A 19,583-nucleotide genomic window follows, 5' to 3' on the forward strand; every position below is an offset into this window, starting at 1 on the left:
AATGGTAAATGTATGTAAAATGATTAAAAAGTTGTTAAATAATGAAAATTTGTAATAGTAATTAGTATAACAGCCAAGTAGTAGTTAATAGAATGATTTATATCAGAAATGGAGGTCGTTTTATGGATATACGAATACAGCAGGAAGAATTAGAATATGCATACCTTAACAGATATGCATCATATAGTCGTGAATCAAAAGGCAGAGATATACCAGAGCCAGAGTGTGACATAAGAACCTGTTATCAGCGTGACAGAGACAGAATATTGCATTGTAAGTCATTTAGAAGACTAAAACATAAAACACAGGTATTTCTGGCTCCTGAGGGAGATCATTATAGAACTAGACTTACACATACACTAGAAGTTGCACAGATTGCAAGAACGATATCTAAAGCCTTGAGACTTAATGAAGAACTTACAGAAGCGATAGCACTTGGACATGATCTTGGACATACACCATTTGGTCATTCAGGTGAAGATGCACTCAATAGTATATGCAAAGAAGGCTTTAGACATTATGAACAGAGTATAAGAGTAGTAGAGATACTTGAGAATGATGGAAGAGGACTTAATCTTACAAAAGAAGTAAGAGATGGAATACTTAATCATAGAACAGCGGGACATCCTTCAACGCTTGAAGGACAGGTGGTAAGGTTGTCAGATAAGATAGCATATATTAACCATGATATTGATGATGCGATGAGAGCAGAGATATTATTTGAATCAGATATACCGGATAGATATACTAAAGTATTAGGCAAGAGTAAAAGAGAACGTCTTAATACAATAATATGCGATATAATAGCTAATAGCATGGATATGCCACAGATTAATATGTCAGAAGATATAGCAGATGCAATGTCGGGACTTAGAGCATTTATGTTTTCAAGTGTATATACTAATCCTAAGGCAAAGAGTGAAGAGAAAAAAGCAAAGAATATGCTTATAACACTTTATCAATACTATTTGGAGAATTTTGATCTGCTTCCTGATGAATACAAAAAACTTGTAGAGACGAGAAGAGAGAAACAGGAACGAATAGTATGTGATTACATAGCTGGAATGAGTGATACTTATGCAATTAATGCGTTCAAGGAACTATTTGTACCAAAGCCATGGACAAGAGTGCAAAAATAAATATATATAGATTAATTAAGAAAAAGCAATAGAATTGAGATGAGAAGATGTATTATCCAGATGAAGTAATAGAAGAAGTAAGAGAAAAAAATGATATAGTGGATGTGGTTTCTGAATATGTAAAGCTTACAAGAAAAGGAAGCTCATATTTTGGACTTTGTCCATTTCACAATGAAAAGTCGCCTTCATTTTCAGTATCACCAGGTAAGCAGATGTATTACTGCTTTGGATGTGGTGCAGGAGGTAATGTATATACTTTTCTTATGGAATATGAGAATTATACATTCCAGGAAGCACTTAAGACACTTGCAGACAGAGTGAACTATCCATTACCGGAGCTTGAATATTCAAAAGAAGCTAAGCAGGAAGCAGACCTTAAGGCAACACTTTTTGAGATTAATAAGCTTGCAGGCAAATATTATTATTATATGTTAAAGAGTGAGCATGGGCAAAGAGCGATGGAATATCTTAAGAACAGACAGCTTACAGATGAGACAATACTTAAGTTTGGACTTGGATATTCAGGCAAGAATGGATATGATTTATACAATTATCTAAAATCAAAAGGTTATAAAGATGATATTCTTAAACAGACAGGATTGTTTAATGTAGATTCAAAAGGTTTTTATGACAGATTTAGAAATAGAGTAATGTATCCTATAATGAATACTAATAATAAAGTAATAGGTTTTGGTGGAAGAGTTATGGGTGAAGGTGAGCCGAAATATCTCAACTCGCCAGAGACGAAGTTATTCGATAAGAGCAGAAATCTATATGGACTTAATATTGCCAGAAGCTCACGAAAGCCTAATATGATAATATGTGAAGGATATATGGATGTAATATCACTTCATCAGGCAGGATTCAATCAGGCAGTCGCATCGCTTGGAACTGCACTTACAGTTAATCAGGCGGCGATATTAAAGAGATATACAGATAATATTCTGTTAACGTATGACAGTGATGGTGCAGGTGTTAAAGCTGCATTAAGAGCAATCCCGATACTTAAGGAGGCAGGGCTTAGTATCAAAGTAATCAATATGCGACCACATAAAGATCCGGATGAATTCATAAAAGCACTTGGATGTGAAGAATTTCAAAAGCGAATAGATGGGGCAACTAATAGCTTTATGTATGAAGTGGCAATTATGGAAAAAGATCATGATCTAAAAGATCCAGATTCAAAGACAGCATTTTTTAAGGAGGTAGCAGGCAAACTTACTGAATTCACAGAAGAACTAGAGAGAAACAATTATATAGAAGCAATAGCCAACAAGTATATGATAAGTTATGAGAGTCTTAGAAATCTGGTCAATGCAAGAGGAATGCAACTTGGAATAGAAGCATCAAGAAGACCGGTAAGACAGAAAAATAAAGACAATATCATTAATAAAGAGGATGCGTTAGTACAGGCACAGAGAGTGTTGCTTACATGGCTTATAGAAGATACAGGATTATTCAAGAAACTTGAGAATGTGCTTAGTCCAAAAGATTTTATAGAGCCTTTATATAATAAAGTAGCAGTATTGTTGTATGAGCAGTATGCAGGTGGAAAAGTAAGCCCGGCAGCAATAGTTAACCATTTTGACAGCGAAGAAGAACACAAGGAAGTAGCAGCGTTGTTTAATACACCATTAAGAAGTAATCTTAATGATAATGATAGAGAAAAAGCACTTAATGAGACTCTGCAAAGAGTTAAAAATAATAGCTTTGATTATCGTAAAGAACATGCCTTAAGTGTTAACGAACTTCAGGAGGTAATGAAAGAGCAGGCGCAATTTCAGAAGATGCATATATACTTGAACTAATTTTGTAGAAATAGCGGATGCTATTTAGAAGGGTGGAGAAAGTGATGGATGAAAATATGTTAAAGTTCACAGAGAGATTAAAAGAATTGTTAGAGAGTGCAGCAAAGAATAATAATACAGTTGAATATAAAACAGTTAGAGAATTCTTTGGTGACATAGAACTTACACCAGATAAATTCGATAAGATTATAGCAATGCTTGAAAGCAATAATATAGATATTATAAGACCGACAGAAGATGAAGAAGTGCTTATTGTTGAAGATGAAGATGAGGAAGAAGATAATAATCTTGATCTTGGCAATATTGAGGGAATAAGTACAGAAGATCCTGTAAGAATGTATCTTAAAGAGATAGGTAAAGTGCAGCTTCTTACACTTGATGAAGAGATAGAACTTGCAAAGAGAATAGAACTTGGAGATGAAGATGCCAAACATAGATTAGCAGAAGCTAACTTAAGACTTGTTGTAAGTATAGCAAAGAGATATGTAGGCAGGGGAATGCTATTTCTTGATCTTATACAGGAAGGTAATCTTGGTCTTATAAAAGCTGTTGAAAAATATGATTATCGTAAAGGATACAAATTCAGCACTTATGCAACATGGTGGATAAGACAGGCGATAACAAGAGCGATAGCAGATCAGGCAAGAACTATAAGAATACCAGTGCATATGGTTGAGACGATTAATAAACTTATAAGAGTTCAAAGACAGATGTTACAGGAGCTTGGAAGAGAACCTTATCCGGAAGAACTTGCCAAAGAGATGAAGATGCCGGTTGAAAAAGTAAGAGAGATTATGAAAGTCGCACAGGAACCGGTATCATTAGAGACACCGGTAGGTGAAGAAGATGACAGTCATCTTGGAGATTTTATTCAGGATGACAATATGCCACTTCCAGTTGAAGAAGCTTCATATACACTTTTAAAAGAACAGCTTGTGGATGTGATGTCAACACTTACACCACGAGAAGCAGAAGTTATAAAGCTTAGATTCGGACTTGAAGATGGAAGAAGCCGTACACTTGAAGAAGTAGGCAAAGAATTCGATGTTACAAGAGAGCGAATAAGACAGATAGAAGCTAAAGCTCTTAGAAAGTTAAGACATCCAAGCAGAAGCAAGAAACTAAAAGATTACCTTGAGTACTAATAAGGAGAAAAAAATAGATATATGATTCAGTTATCAAAGAGATTACAGGCAGTTGCAGATTATGTAAGCAAGGGAACAACCGTTGCAGATATAGGGACAGATCATGGATATATACCAATATATCTTACAGTTAATAATATATGTAAGAAAGCATATGCCATGGATGTAAGAAAAGGACCACTAGAACATGCAAAAGCCAACATAGAGAGAATGGGATTATCAGATAGAATAGAAGCAAGATTGTCTGATGGTCTTAGTAAGTTACAAAGTGGAGAAGCAGATACAGTTGTAATCTCCGGAATGGGAGGACATCTGACAACAGAGATATTAGAAGCAGGTAAGGATGCATTAGAGAGCGTAGAAGAACTTGTATTGTGTCCACATGCCGATGTAGATGTTGTAAGACATTATCTTCATGATAATAATTATATGATTGAAAAAGAGACAATGCTTATAGATGAAGGCAAATTCTATAATATTATCAAAGCACATAGAGGAAGTGAAGTCTATGATAGAGAAGTATATTATCAATATGGCAAGAAGCTCTTAGAACAGCAAGACAGTGTATTAAAAGAATTCTTAGATATAGAAAGAGATAAATATCTAAGAGTTAGAGATATACTAAAGAATAATGATAATGAAGCCGGACAAAAGAGACTTATACAAGTTGAAGAGATAATAAAATATATGGATGAGGGACTTGAATTCTTCAAGTAACCCATAATTCCCAAAAGGATGGTGCATGATTATGGAAAAAATCAATGTTGTTATTAATGGTGAGAATAAAGAATATGATAAAAATATATCATTAGAAAAATTGGCACATGAATATCAGGGAAACTATGAACATAGAATAGTTCTTGCAAAAGTTAATGGTAAACTTCGTGAACTGTTCAAAAAAGTAAAAACAGATAACAGTGAGATAGAATTCGTTACACTTAATACCAAGATTGGATATATGACATATCAAAGAAGTGCCATATTCCTTATGCTTAAAGCAATATATGATGTATATGGCAAACAAAAAGTTCTCGATGTAAGAGTACAACATTCACTAAGCAAGGGATTATACTGTGACTTTAAAGGTGAACTAAAAGCTGATGAAGAGTTTATTAAAAAAGTTGAAAATAGAATGAATGAACTTGTAAAAGAAGATGTAAGAATTGAAAAAAGATCAGAGGCAACATCTAATGCGATAAGCATATTTAATAAACATAAGATGTATGACAAAGAGAGACTTTTCAGATATAGAAGAGTATCAAAAGTAAATATATATAGTATAGAAGGCTTTGAAGATTACTTCTATGGATATATGGTTCCATCAACAGGATACATAGACAGATTCAAGTTATATCCATTTGGCGATGGGTTCGTAATTCAGCTTCCGACAAGAGAAGAACCGGAAGTAATACCGGAATTTGAACCACAGGTAAAACTTTTTGGAATATTAAAAGAAGCAGCAAAATGGCTTGAACTAATGGAAGTAGAGAATGTAGGTGCGCTTAATGATGCAATAGCTAATGGAAGAATAAGTGAACTTATGCTTGTACAGGAAGCACTTCAGGAGAAGAAACTTGCACAGATGGCAGATGAGATAGCATCCCATAGAGATAAAAAGTTCGTTATGATAGCAGGACCATCATCATCAGGTAAGACAACATTCTCACATAGATTATCTGTACAGCTTATGACTAATGGATTAAAACCACATCCAATAAGTCTTGATGATTATTTTGTTGAGAGAGTGAATACTCCAAGAGATGAATTCGGAGAATATAACTTTGAATGTCTTGAAGCACTTGATATAAAACAGTTCAATGAAGACATGTGCAATCTTCTTGAAGGTAAGACAGTGGAGATACCTACATTTAACTTTAAGGCAGGTAAGAGAGAATATAAAGGTAATTATAAGACACTTGGCCCGGATGATATTCTTGTAATAGAAGGAATACATGGACTTAATGACAGACTTTCATATTCTCTTCCAAGAGAAAGCAAGTATAAGATATATATAAGCGCACTTACACAGCTTAATATTGATGAACATAATAGAATACCTACAACTGATGGCAGACTGATAAGACGAATAGTTCGTGATGCAAGAACAAGAGGAACATCAGCTAAGCAGACAATATCTATGTGGGATTCTGTAAGACGAGGTGAAGAACAGAATATATTCCGTTTTCAGGAAGGTGCAGATGCAATGTTTAATTCAGCATTAATATATGAACTTGCAGTACTTAAACAGTATGCAGAACCACTTCTGTTTAGCATAAAAGAAGATGAACCGGAATATGACGAAGCTAAGAGATTATTAAAATTCTTAGATTACTTCCTTGGAATTACAAGTGAGGATATTCCTAAGAATAGTATTCTTAGAGAGTTCATTGGAGGCAGTTGTTTTAGAGTATAAAAAAATAGGAAAAGACGGGATGATTAAGACACTATGATATTGGCAGATTTTTTTAACGAAGAGAGAACGAGAATTGGCGCAACACTTGAACAGATGAGTTATGGTCTGTATACAAAATCAATGATGATACAGATAGAATCAAAAGATAAAGAAGCGAATAGAAGATATATAAATAGAATTCTTCAAAGACTTGGGATAGAAGATGAACTAAATGAAGAATATGTAAGTTGTGAAGAATATGATATATATATGCTTGAAGAAAAAATAATGAATAATATCAGTAATAAGAATTATGAGCAGGCGAGTAAAGAACTGATAGAATACAAAAAACAGGTAAAGAATAATAAAGTGTCATTGCAGTTTATGACTGCAATGACAGCTTGGATTATGAGAGAACATAATTTTTCTAAGGAAGAAATAAGTAATACATATAAACAATCAATTAGATATACAGTTCCTGAATTTGAACTAAGTATAGATGAGTATCTGTTATCAAGTCAGGAATATAATCTTATTCTGGAATATTATAATTATATGTCTGGTGAAGTATTTGAAGAATGTATATTGAAGCTGATTGATAAGATAGAGAATAGCAGTCTTACGCAATATTCAAGGGCAAAGATATATCCTAAGATAGTAATATATCTGTCAGACAGATATATGGAGTTGAAAAAAATAGATGATAAGGAATTAATCAGATTAGGTGAAAAAGCATTGGAATTGTTAATTAGCTGCGGCAAAATGTATTATATTATGGAACTGCTTAATGTACATAATAGTAATCTATTAAGGTATATAAAAGAACATAATAGCGAAGATATCAAAGAATATGTATTACGAAGAACACAGATATTACAATATATGAATACTATAGATGACATTGCAAAAGAATGTAATATAGATATTGAAAGAGGCAATGACAGTTATCTCTATGAACAGAGAGGAATATATAGTATATCAGATGTAATAAGAATAAGAAGAATAATGCTTGGAATGACAAGAGAAGAATTGAGTGATGGTATATGTTCTGTGAGAACAATTATGCGAATAGAGAATAGAAAAGGATGTGCTCAGAAGAATATAGTAAGACAACTCTTTAGAAGGTTACATCTTGCACCTGAACTTACAAGGACAGAGGGAATAACATCACAGAGAAAAGCTATAGAATATGAAATAAAATGGAATGATGCTATATGTAGAAAAGATAACAATATAGCAGAGAAGATACAGTCAGAAGTGCATAATTACAAATGGGAAGATGTTGTTGAAAATAGACAATGTTTTGAAAATAAGAGTATAATAGCCAAGATACAGGCAGGTAAGATTGCACCGGATGAAGCTGAACGGGAATTAAAAAAGATTCTAGAATATACAGTGCCTTATGATAGTATTCATAAGAAAGAATGCTATTATACAAAAGTAGAAATGATATGCCTATATACGATAGCAACGCTTAATAAAGACAAGCGTATAGAGAGATTAAAACGATTAATAGATGTAATTAAATCAGAAAAAGGCAACGATCCTATATCGAATAGGATATCAGTGTATGAGATTATAGCGATAGCATATGCTAGTGAACTTGGTAATAGAGAGAGGTATGATGAATCTAATCAATATAGTATAAGGACAATGTATAAGTCAATTAAGAGTAATAGAATGTTCTATTTGGAATTAGACGAATATGGCTTGATTTGGAATTATGTGCAAAGGACACCAAAAGAACAGTTAGATCTTAAATATATAGAAGAGAAGATAGATAACTGTATAATATTGGCAGAATTAAATAAACAGGATAGAAAAGTTGAATTCTATAAAGAACATAAAAAAAGCTGGATACCTAATTAAAAAAATGGGTATCCAGGAAAAAGATTGTCATTAAAAGGAAATGCAAATAGATATAAAAATAAAAGCATGTGTTACCTCCTTAAATATGTATTAAATAGATATAAAATCTGTACGGTATAGATATCGGCGAATATCTAAAAAAGTAAATAGCATAATGATACATTAAAAGTTTACTACTCTGTCACTTGACTATGAAAAAAACGGTATATATAATTAAAGAGTAATTGATTACAAGAATATCAAAAATATTAAAAATGGGAGGATTGTTATGGAAAGAAAAATATATAAAAAGAGCAAAAGTATAAAAATAGTAACTATGATAATGCTTGTAATGATTATAAGCTCTTGTGGAAATAAGAAATCATCGCTAGAAGATTTACAAAAAGTAACAACTAATACAGAGGATAAAAGTAATAATTTTGCATCAGGATTAATAGCTAATACTGATACTGGATATTATACATGGAATATAGATAAAAAGCACATGATGTATTTTGATAATGAATCAGAAAAACAAGTAATATTATGTAACAGACCGGATTGTGAGCATAAGTATGACGCAGATGGTTCGGTTACAACCGATGTTAAGTGTAATGGATATTTTTCAGATGAATATTCTAAGAATCATATATTAACGTATGGAAATAGTATTTTTCTTATAAAAAAAGTAAACAAAAAAGGTTTATATCTTACTCAGATAGCTGAGGATGGGCATTACAGGGAAGAACTGCTATGCCTTACTGAGAATACTTCGGAGGAAAGTCTTAATAATATTATATTACATAGAGGATATTGCTATTTCGCAATTGAGAGTATGAAAGACAATATTGCTGTATCAGAATTGTATCGTGTGCAGCTTAAAAAGGATGCTAAGCCAATAAAGATAGATGAGATACAGGGAACATCGCCTATAATAATGCATATAAAAGGATATGAAGATGAAGTATATTATGTGAAGTTTACATGTAATAGTGAATCACTTAATAATCCACTTGATGCTAAGATGTCTTATGAACTTAAGAAGTATGATATAAAGGCAGAGACAATTAGCGATGTACTAGATGAGAATATAGATGATTATGTTGTTGATACAGTCAACAATGTTCTATATTACCATAGATGTGGAGAAGCAGTGTATAAGTGCGATTTGAATACTTTGCAGACAGAACAGATATATAGTGATAATAATCTTATATTGTGTAAACTTATGTATGATGGAACTAATATATATATTGATAATCTGCAGACATATATATGTGATGGAGATATTGACCGAAAAATATATGCTATAGACTCTTATGGAAATATTGTTAAGAAGATAGAGTGTCCGGTGACATTTGATAAAGGAATATTTGAATGTGGTGATAGCAAATATCTGTTTAATTATACATATGATTATTGGAATTATATAGGCAAAGATAGTTTGAATCAGAACAATAACGATGTAATTACACAGGAAGAATGGAAACAGATAGAGTGGGAATGATAGTGTGAAAAATAGCACATTTAGAGAAAAATGTTAAGTTATTATAAGAAAAAAATAAAAATAAAAGGGGATAATATGATGAGATACAAAAAAATAGTAGCTCTTGGAATTACGATAGCAGTTGCAGGTCTATCAGGATGCAATCAAAGTACAAAATTAGAAAATATGGAGTCAATATCAGTTAATACAGAAGATAAAAGTGAATATTTTCCAGGAAAATTTTTTGCAAGTAACACGAGTGGATATTATTATTGGGGATATACAGATTATATGACATTTTATGATCTGAATACTAAGAAATCAGTACTTCTATGTAATAAGCCAGATTGTAAACATGTAATAAATAATGATAATACAATAGAGACAGACAAAGATTGTAATGCATACTATTCTTCAGTTTATCAAAATGAAAAAGTATGGACATATGGAGATTGTGTTTTTGTGCTTCAAAAAATAGATAAAAAGGGATTATATCTTACACAGATATCATCAGATTCAACTATGCGAAAACCGGTTATTCGATTATCTGAGAATACAGAAGCGATCGTAGAACTTATTATGAATAATGGATATGCATACTATTCAATAGCAGCTAATACAACAGAGGGAATGGCAGAACTATATAAAGTTGAATTAAAAGAAAATGCAAAACCGGAAAAAATAGATAGTATCGAGGGTGCATCACCAATCATAACTCATCTGAAAGCATATGATGACAATGTCTATTATGTTAAATTTTATTCTGATGAGTATAATGCACAAGATCCATTATCAGTAGAGATGAATTATCAGCTATATATGTATAATGAAGAAAGTGATGAGACTAAAGCAGTATCTGATAAGAATATAGATGACTATGCAGTTAATGTTGATGATAATGAATTGTATTATCATGAATGTGGAGGCAATGTATATAAAGCTAATCTAGATGATATGACATCAGAATGCATATATAGTGATGAGAACTTAATACTAAGCAGAATAGCATATGATGGTAAGTATATTTATGTAGATAATTTTCAGGATGTTATTCTTGAAGTTGATGATGAGCGAAAAATATATGTGATAGATAATGATGGAAATATTAAAAAAAGAGTAATAGCTGATGATGATAAAAGAAAAGCAACAGTTGAATATGGAGACGATAAGTATATGTTTCTTATAAGTTCGAAAGGGTATTATATGCTTGATAAAAGCAATATATATTCAGATGAGGGAGATACCTGTAATGAGTGGATGCCAATAGAGGTAACTGGTCTTACTAAGAAGGAGTGACAAGATGGAATTTAGACATTTATGGAAGAGTAGATGGACAATTATTCTTATTGTTATGCTTATATTTAATGGAATTCTATTTGGCAGCAGTGGGATAATTAATCAATATGATAAAAAAGAATATATTGATGATTATTCAATGTATATAGAAGCTACACTGAATTCTGCAGATACAATGAGTGGAATAAGTATTTTTGCTAAACAGAATTCATATTCATCAAAGAATATTGAGAGAACTAAGAATGTGTTTGCAAAGTGCAGAAATATAGAGTTAGAAGAGACTAATGATACTGCATTAGAACAGGTTATGTCATGGAAACTAAGATATATATTGGTACTTATATTGCTTATAGTTGTAGCAGAAGAATTATTAGTTGAGCGCAAGAATGGATTGTGGGAAGTAACTTATGCAGAGACGATACATCGAAAAAGAGCTGAAGTTAAGAGAATATTTGCACTGCTTGCGACATCATATCTGGTTCAGTTATTATTCACAGGAACACAGTTAGTGATTGCATTAGTAAAATATGGTGGAATACAGGATATGTCATCTGTAGTTCAGACAAGTCTTCTTTTTAAACACTTTCCTTATATTATTAATAAGTGGGAGTTCCTTGTAATATATCTTATTTTGGCTGGTGCAGGAACATTTATAGTAGCTCTTTTTATTCTTATGGCTTTTAGTATATTTAAAGAGAGGCTGTTAAGCTATATTCTTGTAATTAGTATGAGCGTAATTGAATTATTATGTAAATATCTTATACCGGAACATTCAGTTATGAATATCTTTAAGTATGTTAATGCAGCGACAGTATTTATGCCGGAAGAATACTATACATATTATGCTAACTGGGGAATGGGCAGTTTTATAATCAATCGCAATATACTTATATTAATTGTGGCAGTACTTGCAATTCTTGTGTTCACAACTGTTCTATTGTGGAATAGAGACAGGCAAAGACCTTGTTCTGGTGGAGGAAGACTTGAGAGATGGGCTGTAAGATGTATGAGAGATTTTCACCAGTGGATAGCCAATAGAAGTATACGAGGAAAAGAAATCTATAAGATATATATACTTCGTGCAGGAATTGTATTCATTATAGCAGCAGGCATAATGTCTGTATATAATAGTAAGATTGATAACAAATCATATACTGTTGGCGAGCGTATGTATGAAGATTATTGTAGAAAGTACATTGGTGATGTCAATGCTGATGCACAAAAAGAGCGTGAAGATATAAGAGACAGATTGAATGTTATGGACGAGCAGTTTAATGCAATCAGAGAACAGAGAGATAATGCTAATACATCGGATACTTCAGGTAATAGTGATGGTACTAATGCTATAAGTGATGAAGATTATGCAATGTATATAACACTTATGGAAGGCAGTCAGTCATTAAGGGAAGAATTGCAATATATTGATGCGAATATGGAATATCTTGATAATCTTAGTGCAGAGCGTGGAATAGATGGTAAGATTATAGTACAAAGAGGTTATGATGAACTATTTGGAGAAGATATGGAGAAGACAGAGAGATATGGACTTCTCTTTATGTTTATTGTTCTTGTACTTGTAATGCACAGAGATTATTCAGAAGATATAGAGAATCAGATGTATTCACTTTATAGAAGTATTGCAGATGGATGTAAGAGAGTATATAGACTAAGAACATCCGTAGAGATAGGTTATATAACTCTTATGTATCTTATATTCTATGGAATTAAGATAGGAATAGTAGTATATTCGTATGGCTTAAGCGGACTTTCATATCCTGTACAGAGTATAATGATGTTGTCAGATGTCAAATTGCATATTAGTATTGGTATATATCTTGTGCTATTTTTACTTATAAGATATATGGTTATTCTGTCAGCTTACGAGATTGTAAAGTGTGCATCAATATTGTTAAAAAATAATTGGAAGAGCTTTTTCGTATCCGGTGTTATTATGATAATAGTGAGTGCTATAGGTGTACTTAAATATTATCCTGTTATTATAATACCAGGGATAATCGCAATTATATTAAGCAGAATGTCATGGAAGAAGATTAGTTAGAATTATAAGGTGACAAATGCCAGATTAGATGATGAAAAAGTCAAAAGATCTAAGATGAGATAGTTGACAAGTGAGTGATAGATATTTTGACTAATGTCATGTAAATAAGAATAATTGAAAGGGGAGATATTATGAAGCTTGAGATAAAGAATCTTACCAAGACGTATGGTGATCTTGTGGCTCTTGATTCATTTACAGCGAATCTTGAATGTGGAATATATGCACTGCTTGGTGTTAATGGAGCAGGAAAGAGTACGCTTATGGGACTTCTCACAGATAATGTTGAGAGAGAAAAAGGTGAGATTCTATTTGATGATAAAGAGATATTAAAACTTGGCGCAGATTACAGAAGATTGCTTGGCTATATGCCACAGAAGCAGGCTTTGTATGAAGATTTTACACCACTTGAATATCTCACATATATAGCAGAACTTAAAGAGATTAAGCGTAAGGATGCTAAGAAACAGATAGAAGATATTCTTAAGACTGTTAATCTTACACAGGTGCGTAATAAGAAGATTAGAGGTTTCTCTGGAGGTATGAAGCAAAGAGTAGTACTTGCACAAGCACTTCTTGGAGATCCTAAGATTATAATACTTGATGAACCAACAGTAGGATTAGATCCTAAGGAACGTAATAATTTTAGAAAGTATCTTAAAGAGACTGCAAAAGGCAGAATAATAATATATGCAACGCACGTTGTAAGCGATGTTGAAAGCATAGCTGACAGTGTAATTATTATGAAAAATGGTAAGATAATGGTTCAGGGAACGGTTGATGAACTTACTAAGAATGAGATTAATCCGTCAGACAGATTTAGCTTAGAAGATGCATTTCTTAATTATGTAAAATGATTAGAGAGTGTATATATTTTCTAATCTAACAGAATAGTATTATACTCATGTTAATTATTAGATTAACGTGGCTTAGTTGGTTGGAAGTAAGAAAATAAAACTTTACAAAATATGGTTCGGGTGTTAGAATAGAAATTCGAGTAGGATGAATGGTCGCGCTTGTACAGACGAAAGGGTGCAGGTGAGGAAAGTCCGGGCTTCATAGGGCAGGATGCCGGATAACGTCCGGTGGAGGTGACTCCAAGGCTAGTGCAACAGAAATATACCGCCACGCAAGTGGTAAGGGTGGAAGGGCAGTTTAAGAGACTACCGCCTCGTTGGTAACAAAGAGGGCATATGTAAACCCCATCCGAAGCAAGACCGAATAGAGAACTATGTGGCTGCCCGTCACGTTTTCAGGTAGGTCGCTTAAGACTATTGGTAACAGTAGTAACAGATAGATGATCATTCACGACATAACCCGGCTTACAGTTCTGCTCATACAAAAAGAGACATATATATTTGCGCATTATGTGCATTTACATATGTCTCTTTTTTATAAATTATCAGCTAGAGAGAATATTTCTCCTCACAATATTTACAACGGTATACCTGCTTTTCTTCGTCTGTTAAGACAAATATCTGTTTAAGCTCCTGTTCGATTGAGCTTATACATCTAGGATTTTTACATTTGATGACATTAGTAATTGTCTTAGGTAGAGAAAGTGATTTTTTCTCTGCAATTACACCATCTTTTATAATATTAACAGTGATATTGTGGTCGATAAATCCAAGAATATCAAGATCTACGACATCAAGACCACCATCAATTTTAATAATATCTTTTTTACCCATCTTATTACTCTTGGCATTCTTGATAATAGCAACACAGCAATCAAGTTTATCAAGACCAAGGTAATGATATATCTCCATAGCTTTTCCAGCTTCTATATGATCTAATACAAAACCGTTATTAAGACTTCCTACGTTTAACATTTATTTTACCTCCAGACCAAGTAATGTAGCGATTATAGCCATTCTTACATATACACCATATTGAACCTGCTTGAAGTAAGCAGCTCTTTCATCATCATCAACTTCAACGGATATCTCATTAACTCTTGGAAGTGGATGAAGAACTAACATATCAGGTTTGGCAAGTGCCATCTTGGCTTTGTCAAGTATGTAGAAATCTTTCATTCTAAGATAATCTTCTTCGTTGAAGAAACGTTCCTTCTGAACACGTGTCATATATAAGATATCAAGGTCTGCGATAGCATCGTCAAGACTCTGAACTTCCTTATATTCAATTCCTTTTGCATCAAGAACATCCTGGCGGATATAATCAGGGACTTTTAATTCATCAGGTGAGATAAGAACGAATTTGATACCTGTATAACGTACAAGTGCATTAATAAGTGAATGAACAGTTCTTCCGAATTTTAAGTCACCGCACAGACCGATAGTAAGGTTGTTAAGACGACCTTTTAATGAACGGATAGTAAGTAGATCTGTGAGAGTCTGTGTTGGATGCTGGTGACCACCATCACCTGCGTTGATAACAGGAATTGAAGAATGAAGTGAAGCTACTAATGGAGCACCTTCTTTGGGATGTCTCATAGCACATATATCAGCATAACATGAGATAATTCTAATAGTATCGGAAACACTTTCGCCTTTAGAAGCAGAACTTGATGCTGCTGAAGAAAAACCAATAACATTACCACCAAGATTCATCATGGCAGCCTCAAAACTGAGTCTTGTTCTTGTACTAGGTTCGTAAAATAGGGTTGCAAGCTTTTTACCTTTACAAAGTTCGCTGTACTTTGAAGGGTTCCTTTCCATATCGTTTGCGAGATCTAATAGTTTGTCAATCTCCTCGACTGAAAAATCTAATGGACTAAGTAAATGTCTCATAATATCCTCCTAAATGTTTTTTTTTATAATACTCTTTTTTTTATGAAACTACAACAATAAATTTTAAATTTTATGTACAAAATGAAAAACTTGTTTTGCAAAACATACCAATTAATTAACTGAATAATTGGCTAAATGTACCAAAATATTAAGGAAAAATAAAAAATATATTAAAAAATATTGACATCTAAAAATTAGTGTGATAAAGTGTTTACATCAATTAGATTAAGTAATTGGGGAGGGAGATTTAGCTATGCAAAAAGGTACAGTAAAGTGGTTCAACGCTAAAAAAGGATTTGGTTTCATCAGTGATGAAGCAGGTAATGATGTATTTGTACATTTTTCAGCACTCAACATGGATGGTTACAAACAGTTAAGTGATGGGGATTCAGTTGAGTTCGAAATTGCACAGGGCGCAAAAGGCCCACAGGCTGCTAACGTAACAAAGTTATAATATTGTAATAATAACAATAACAATATTATATTTAAGTTGCTATAATAGTAGTAACAAAAAACAATTTAATATGACTTCAGGGCAGAGTGAGGCGGTTGCCAATTCTCGACTGGCGGTGAATGTATGGTTGCATAAGTCCGCGAACTGTGTTAGCACAGCTGATTGGGTGTGATTCCCAGACCAACGGTATAGTCCGGATGAAAGAAGTAAGACTGTTGTAAGATGAAGATAGTTGTAATTAAGAATTAGAATTATATAATCGGAACTAAGATTTTAGATATCTGATCATTAATGCTTTTTAATATACAGTAAAGCTTTATTTTATATGACAGATTAAAAAGCCCTGTGTTTATGCACAGGGCTTTTTCGTATGAACAATTAGACAAACTGAAACGAGTATTATTGTTTTTTGATATAAATATTTTTTTCAGGAGGAAAAGAAAAATGGATATGAATGTAGAAATTAATGAAAAGGAAAAGAAAGTAAAAAAGGTGAATGTAAGGAAAATTACAGTTACAGGTATGTTTGCAGCACTTTCTGTTGTATTGTATATGACAATGAGTTTTAAACTTCCATTTATGCCAAGTTTTATATCACTTGATTTTTCAGAACTTCCAGCAGTAATAGCAGCATTTACAATGGGACCTTTATATGGCGTTGCAGTATGTCTTATTAAGAATATAGTGCATATGTTAGTATCAAGTTCAATGTGGATTGGTGAATTATCTAACTTTATTCTTGGAGCAGCACTTACATTATCATGTGGATATATATATCAGCATAACAGAACTAAGAAAGGTGCGATTATTGCAGGTATAGCAGGTGCAGTTACAATGGCATTAGTTAGTGTTGTATCAAATTATTTTGTAATATATCCTTTATATTTTACAGTATGGCCCAAAGAGGCAGTACTTGGAATGTATCAGGCTATTATGCCATCAATTCATGGACTTTTACAGGCACTTGTTGTATTCAATATGCCATTTACATTCTGCAAAGGGCTTATATGTGTGTTAATTACAATTCTTATATATAAACCACTGATTAAGATAATTAATCAATAGGAACAATCAGACAACACTGATAATAGATTAATAGAGATAATAAATTATATGAGAATAGATTACAATGTGAATATCAACTATCTTTATCGTCAAACTAATTGTAAGAGATTATGAAAATGTTGTTAATAAAGTTGTAGAAGTTGTTAAGAAAGTAGTTGAGACAATAGTTAAGATATTTAAATGGTTTGGCAGACATTAATAAATATAATAATTACAAACGGTTTAAGATAACAAGTCAAATTTTGACGACAAAAAAATAGTATGATAAAATGTCCTCTGATAGAATATGATCGGAGGACATTTTTTTATGGGAAAAATACTAGTGGTAGATGATGATCAGGATATAAACCGACTGATATCTACTATATTGAAGAAAAAAGGACATGATGTTACAAGTGCTTATTCGGGAACAGAAGCAGAATTACTTATTAATATGAATACATACGATCTTGTTATATTAGATCTTATGCTTCCGGGACTTACTGGTGAAGAAGTTATAGAAAGACTTAGAAAAGTGAGTAACATTCCTGTTATTGTATTGTCAGCGAAGGGCGCAATGGAAGATAAAGTAGAGGTACTTAATCTTGGTGCGGATGACTATATAACAAAGCCTTTTGAGAATGAAGAGATAATAGCAAGAGTCAATTCGCAGCTTAGAAGATATACTAAGCTTGGTGCAAGTAATGATATTAAAAATGATACTTTAATGAATTGTGATGATAAATCTTTTTCTGATATAGCAAATAGCAATATAGCGAATAGCAATATGTCAGATAGCAATATGTCAGATACCAATTCAGATGTTATATATAAGAATATTCATATACAATCAGCAGGGCGTGAAGTATTTATAAAAGGAGAACAAGTCTCATTTACAGCACATGAATTTGATATAATGGTATTATTGTTCTCTAATCCATCTAAAGTATATTCAAGAGAGATGCTATACCAAAGTGTATGGAAAAATGGATATTATGGTGAAGATAATACAGTTAATGTACATGTAAGTAATATCCGCAAAAAGATAGCAGAACATGATACAGAAGAATATATAAAAACTGTATGGGGAATCGGCTTTAAAGCATGTTAGATAAATCTATATATGATAAAAAATGATATAATATGCAATTTAAACTTTAAACTTTCTTTAAACTTTTTTTAAGACATATTAAATCTTAGATGATAATATATAGTTCGTAATAAACAACGAGAGGATGAGTAGATATGTATAATAATGCGGTTACAACGACTAATCTTAGTAAGCAATATGGCAGACAGATGGTTCTTAACAATGTAAGTATTCAGGTTAAACCGGGACAGATATATGGTCTTGTAGGTAATAATGGAGCTGGTAAGACGACACTTTTAAGAATTCTGTCTGGGCTTACAATTGAAAAATCAGGTGAATATACAATCTTTGATGAGAGCGAATATTCTAAGAAGAATGAAGCTAGAAGAAGGGTAGCTTCACTCATAGAGGAACCTGGATTTTTCCCATTTATGACAGCAAGACAGAATCTTGAGTATTTTAGAATCCAAAGAGGAATACCAGGTAAAGAGATTGTTGATGAAGTATTAAAAGAAGTTGGGCTTGATAAAGTAGGTAAGAAGAAGTTTGGTAAATTCTCACTTGGTATGCGACAGAGACTTGGAATAGCACTTGCACTTATGGGAGAACCTGAATTGCTGCTCCTTGATGAACCAATTAATGGACTTGATCCGGAAGGAATTATAGATATCAGAAATATAATTCTAAAAGTAAATAGAGAAAAGAATACGACTATAGTTATATCAAGCCATATTCTTCCTGAACTTTCCAATATTGCAACCTATTATGGTTTTCTTAAAAAAGGCGAGCTTGTTGAACAGATATCAGCAGAGGAATTAAGTGAAAAATGTGAGACATATCTAGAGATGATAGTATCAGATGTTAGCAAGGCTGTTATAATACTTGAAAAACAGTTAGGGATAACTAATTACAAGATTCTTCCAGGTAATGTAATTAATATATATGACAGAATAGATGATGGTGAGTTAGTAAGTCGTGAGATAGTGACTAATGGAATTGGTTTAAAATCACTCTATCTTAAATCTATTAATCTTGAAAAATATTATATGTCACTTATGGGGGAGGAATAATT

General features: G+C 32.5%; 16 protein-coding genes, 1 other RNA gene and 1 riboswitch. Of the genes, 15 read left to right on the plus strand and 2 right to left on the minus strand.

What is annotated here, in order from left to right:
* Nucleotides 1-122 precede the first annotated feature (122 nt).
* The 11 genes from KQI85_RS09840 to rnpB all read left to right on the plus strand — a co-directional run bounded on the left by KQI85_RS09840 (nt 123) and on the right by rnpB (nt 14,511).
* Nucleotides 123-1,139, plus strand: coding sequence for a deoxyguanosinetriphosphate triphosphohydrolase (locus KQI85_RS09840; RefSeq protein ID WP_216575916.1), 1,017 nt, complete (start codon nt 123-125; stop codon nt 1,137-1,139).
* 47 nt (nt 1,140-1,186) lie between these two features.
* Nucleotides 1,187-2,947: a DNA primase gene (gene dnaG / locus KQI85_RS09845; RefSeq protein ID WP_216575917.1), complete on the plus strand. Its 1,761-nt coding sequence runs from the start codon at nt 1,187-1,189 to the stop codon at nt 2,945-2,947.
* 44 nt (nt 2,948-2,991) lie between these two features.
* Nucleotides 2,992-4,092 (plus strand): RNA polymerase sigma factor RpoD, encoded by a 1,101-nt coding sequence (gene rpoD / locus KQI85_RS09850; RefSeq protein ID WP_216575918.1) that lies wholly within the window; start codon nt 2,992-2,994, stop codon nt 4,090-4,092.
* Nucleotides 4,093-4,113: 21 nt separating this feature from the next.
* Entirely contained in the window at nt 4,114-4,809 is a 696-nt protein-coding gene (locus KQI85_RS09855) for a class I SAM-dependent methyltransferase (RefSeq protein ID WP_253293826.1), read from the plus strand.
* A gap of 31 nt (nt 4,810-4,840) precedes the next feature.
* Nucleotides 4,841-6,505 carry a nucleoside kinase gene (locus KQI85_RS09860; protein WP_371820593.1) on the plus strand — a complete coding sequence of 555 codons (1,665 nt, stop codon included), beginning with the start codon at nt 4,841-4,843 and terminating at the stop codon, nt 6,503-6,505.
* Nucleotides 6,506-6,538: 33 nt separating this feature from the next.
* Nucleotides 6,539-8,353: a hypothetical protein gene (locus tag KQI85_RS09865; RefSeq protein WP_216575920.1), complete on the plus strand. Its 1,815-nt coding sequence runs from the start codon at nt 6,539-6,541 to the stop codon at nt 8,351-8,353.
* A gap of 268 nt (nt 8,354-8,621) precedes the next feature.
* Nucleotides 8,622-9,839: a hypothetical protein gene (locus KQI85_RS09870; protein ID WP_216575921.1), complete on the plus strand. Its 1,218-nt coding sequence runs from the start codon at nt 8,622-8,624 to the stop codon at nt 9,837-9,839.
* 78 nt (nt 9,840-9,917) lie between these two features.
* A complete protein-coding gene (locus KQI85_RS09875) occupies nt 9,918-11,114 on the plus strand; it encodes a hypothetical protein (protein ID WP_216575922.1) in 1,197 nt (398 codons plus the stop codon).
* 4 nt (nt 11,115-11,118) lie between these two features.
* Nucleotides 11,119-13,173: a hypothetical protein gene (locus tag KQI85_RS09880; protein ID WP_216575923.1), complete on the plus strand. Its 2,055-nt coding sequence runs from the start codon at nt 11,119-11,121 to the stop codon at nt 13,171-13,173.
* 131 nt (nt 13,174-13,304) lie between these two features.
* Nucleotides 13,305-14,027: an ABC transporter ATP-binding protein gene (locus tag KQI85_RS09885; RefSeq protein ID WP_216575924.1), complete on the plus strand. Its 723-nt coding sequence runs from the start codon at nt 13,305-13,307 to the stop codon at nt 14,025-14,027.
* A gap of 137 nt (nt 14,028-14,164) precedes the next feature.
* Nucleotides 14,165-14,511, plus strand: an RNA gene (gene rnpB, locus KQI85_RS09890) — RNase P RNA component class A.
* A 65-nt stretch (nt 14,512-14,576) separates the two neighbouring features.
* On the opposite strand, the gene KQI85_RS09895 is transcribed toward rnpB, so the two are convergent.
* Both KQI85_RS09895 and pyrB read right to left on the minus strand, forming a co-directional pair.
* Nucleotides 14,577-15,002 carry an aspartate carbamoyltransferase regulatory subunit gene (locus tag KQI85_RS09895; protein WP_216575925.1) on the minus strand — a complete coding sequence of 142 codons (426 nt, stop codon included), beginning with the start codon at nt 15,000-15,002 and terminating at the stop codon, nt 14,577-14,579.
* A complete protein-coding gene (pyrB, locus tag KQI85_RS09900; protein ID WP_216575926.1) occupies nt 15,003-15,923 on the minus strand; it encodes an aspartate carbamoyltransferase in 921 nt (306 codons plus the stop codon).
* A 253-nt stretch (nt 15,924-16,176) separates the two neighbouring features.
* Between pyrB and KQI85_RS09905 the strand changes: the two genes are divergently transcribed.
* The 4 genes from KQI85_RS09905 to KQI85_RS09920 all read left to right on the plus strand — a co-directional run bounded on the left by KQI85_RS09905 (nt 16,177) and on the right by KQI85_RS09920 (nt 19,581).
* The gene (locus tag KQI85_RS09905; protein ID WP_216575927.1) at nt 16,177-16,377 is read left to right on the plus strand and encodes a cold-shock protein; all 201 of its coding nucleotides are present in this window, start codon (nt 16,177-16,179) and stop codon (nt 16,375-16,377) included.
* Between the two features lie 68 nt (nt 16,378-16,445).
* A riboswitch (FMN riboswitch) is annotated at nt 16,446-16,590 on the plus strand.
* 231 nt (nt 16,591-16,821) lie between these two features.
* Nucleotides 16,822-17,442 (plus strand): ECF transporter S component, encoded by a 621-nt coding sequence (locus KQI85_RS09910; protein ID WP_253293827.1) that lies wholly within the window; start codon nt 16,822-16,824, stop codon nt 17,440-17,442.
* A gap of 307 nt (nt 17,443-17,749) precedes the next feature.
* The gene (locus KQI85_RS09915; protein ID WP_216575928.1) at nt 17,750-18,532 is read left to right on the plus strand and encodes a response regulator transcription factor; all 783 of its coding nucleotides are present in this window, start codon (nt 17,750-17,752) and stop codon (nt 18,530-18,532) included.
* A 134-nt stretch (nt 18,533-18,666) separates the two neighbouring features.
* Nucleotides 18,667-19,581: an ABC transporter ATP-binding protein gene (locus KQI85_RS09920; RefSeq protein WP_216575929.1), complete on the plus strand. Its 915-nt coding sequence runs from the start codon at nt 18,667-18,669 to the stop codon at nt 19,579-19,581.
* Nucleotides 19,582-19,583: the final 2 nt, after the last annotated feature.

The organism is Falcatimonas sp. MSJ-15, from assembly GCF_018918265.1.
Taxonomy (GTDB): domain Bacteria; phylum Bacillota; class Clostridia; order Lachnospirales; family Lachnospiraceae; genus Falcatimonas.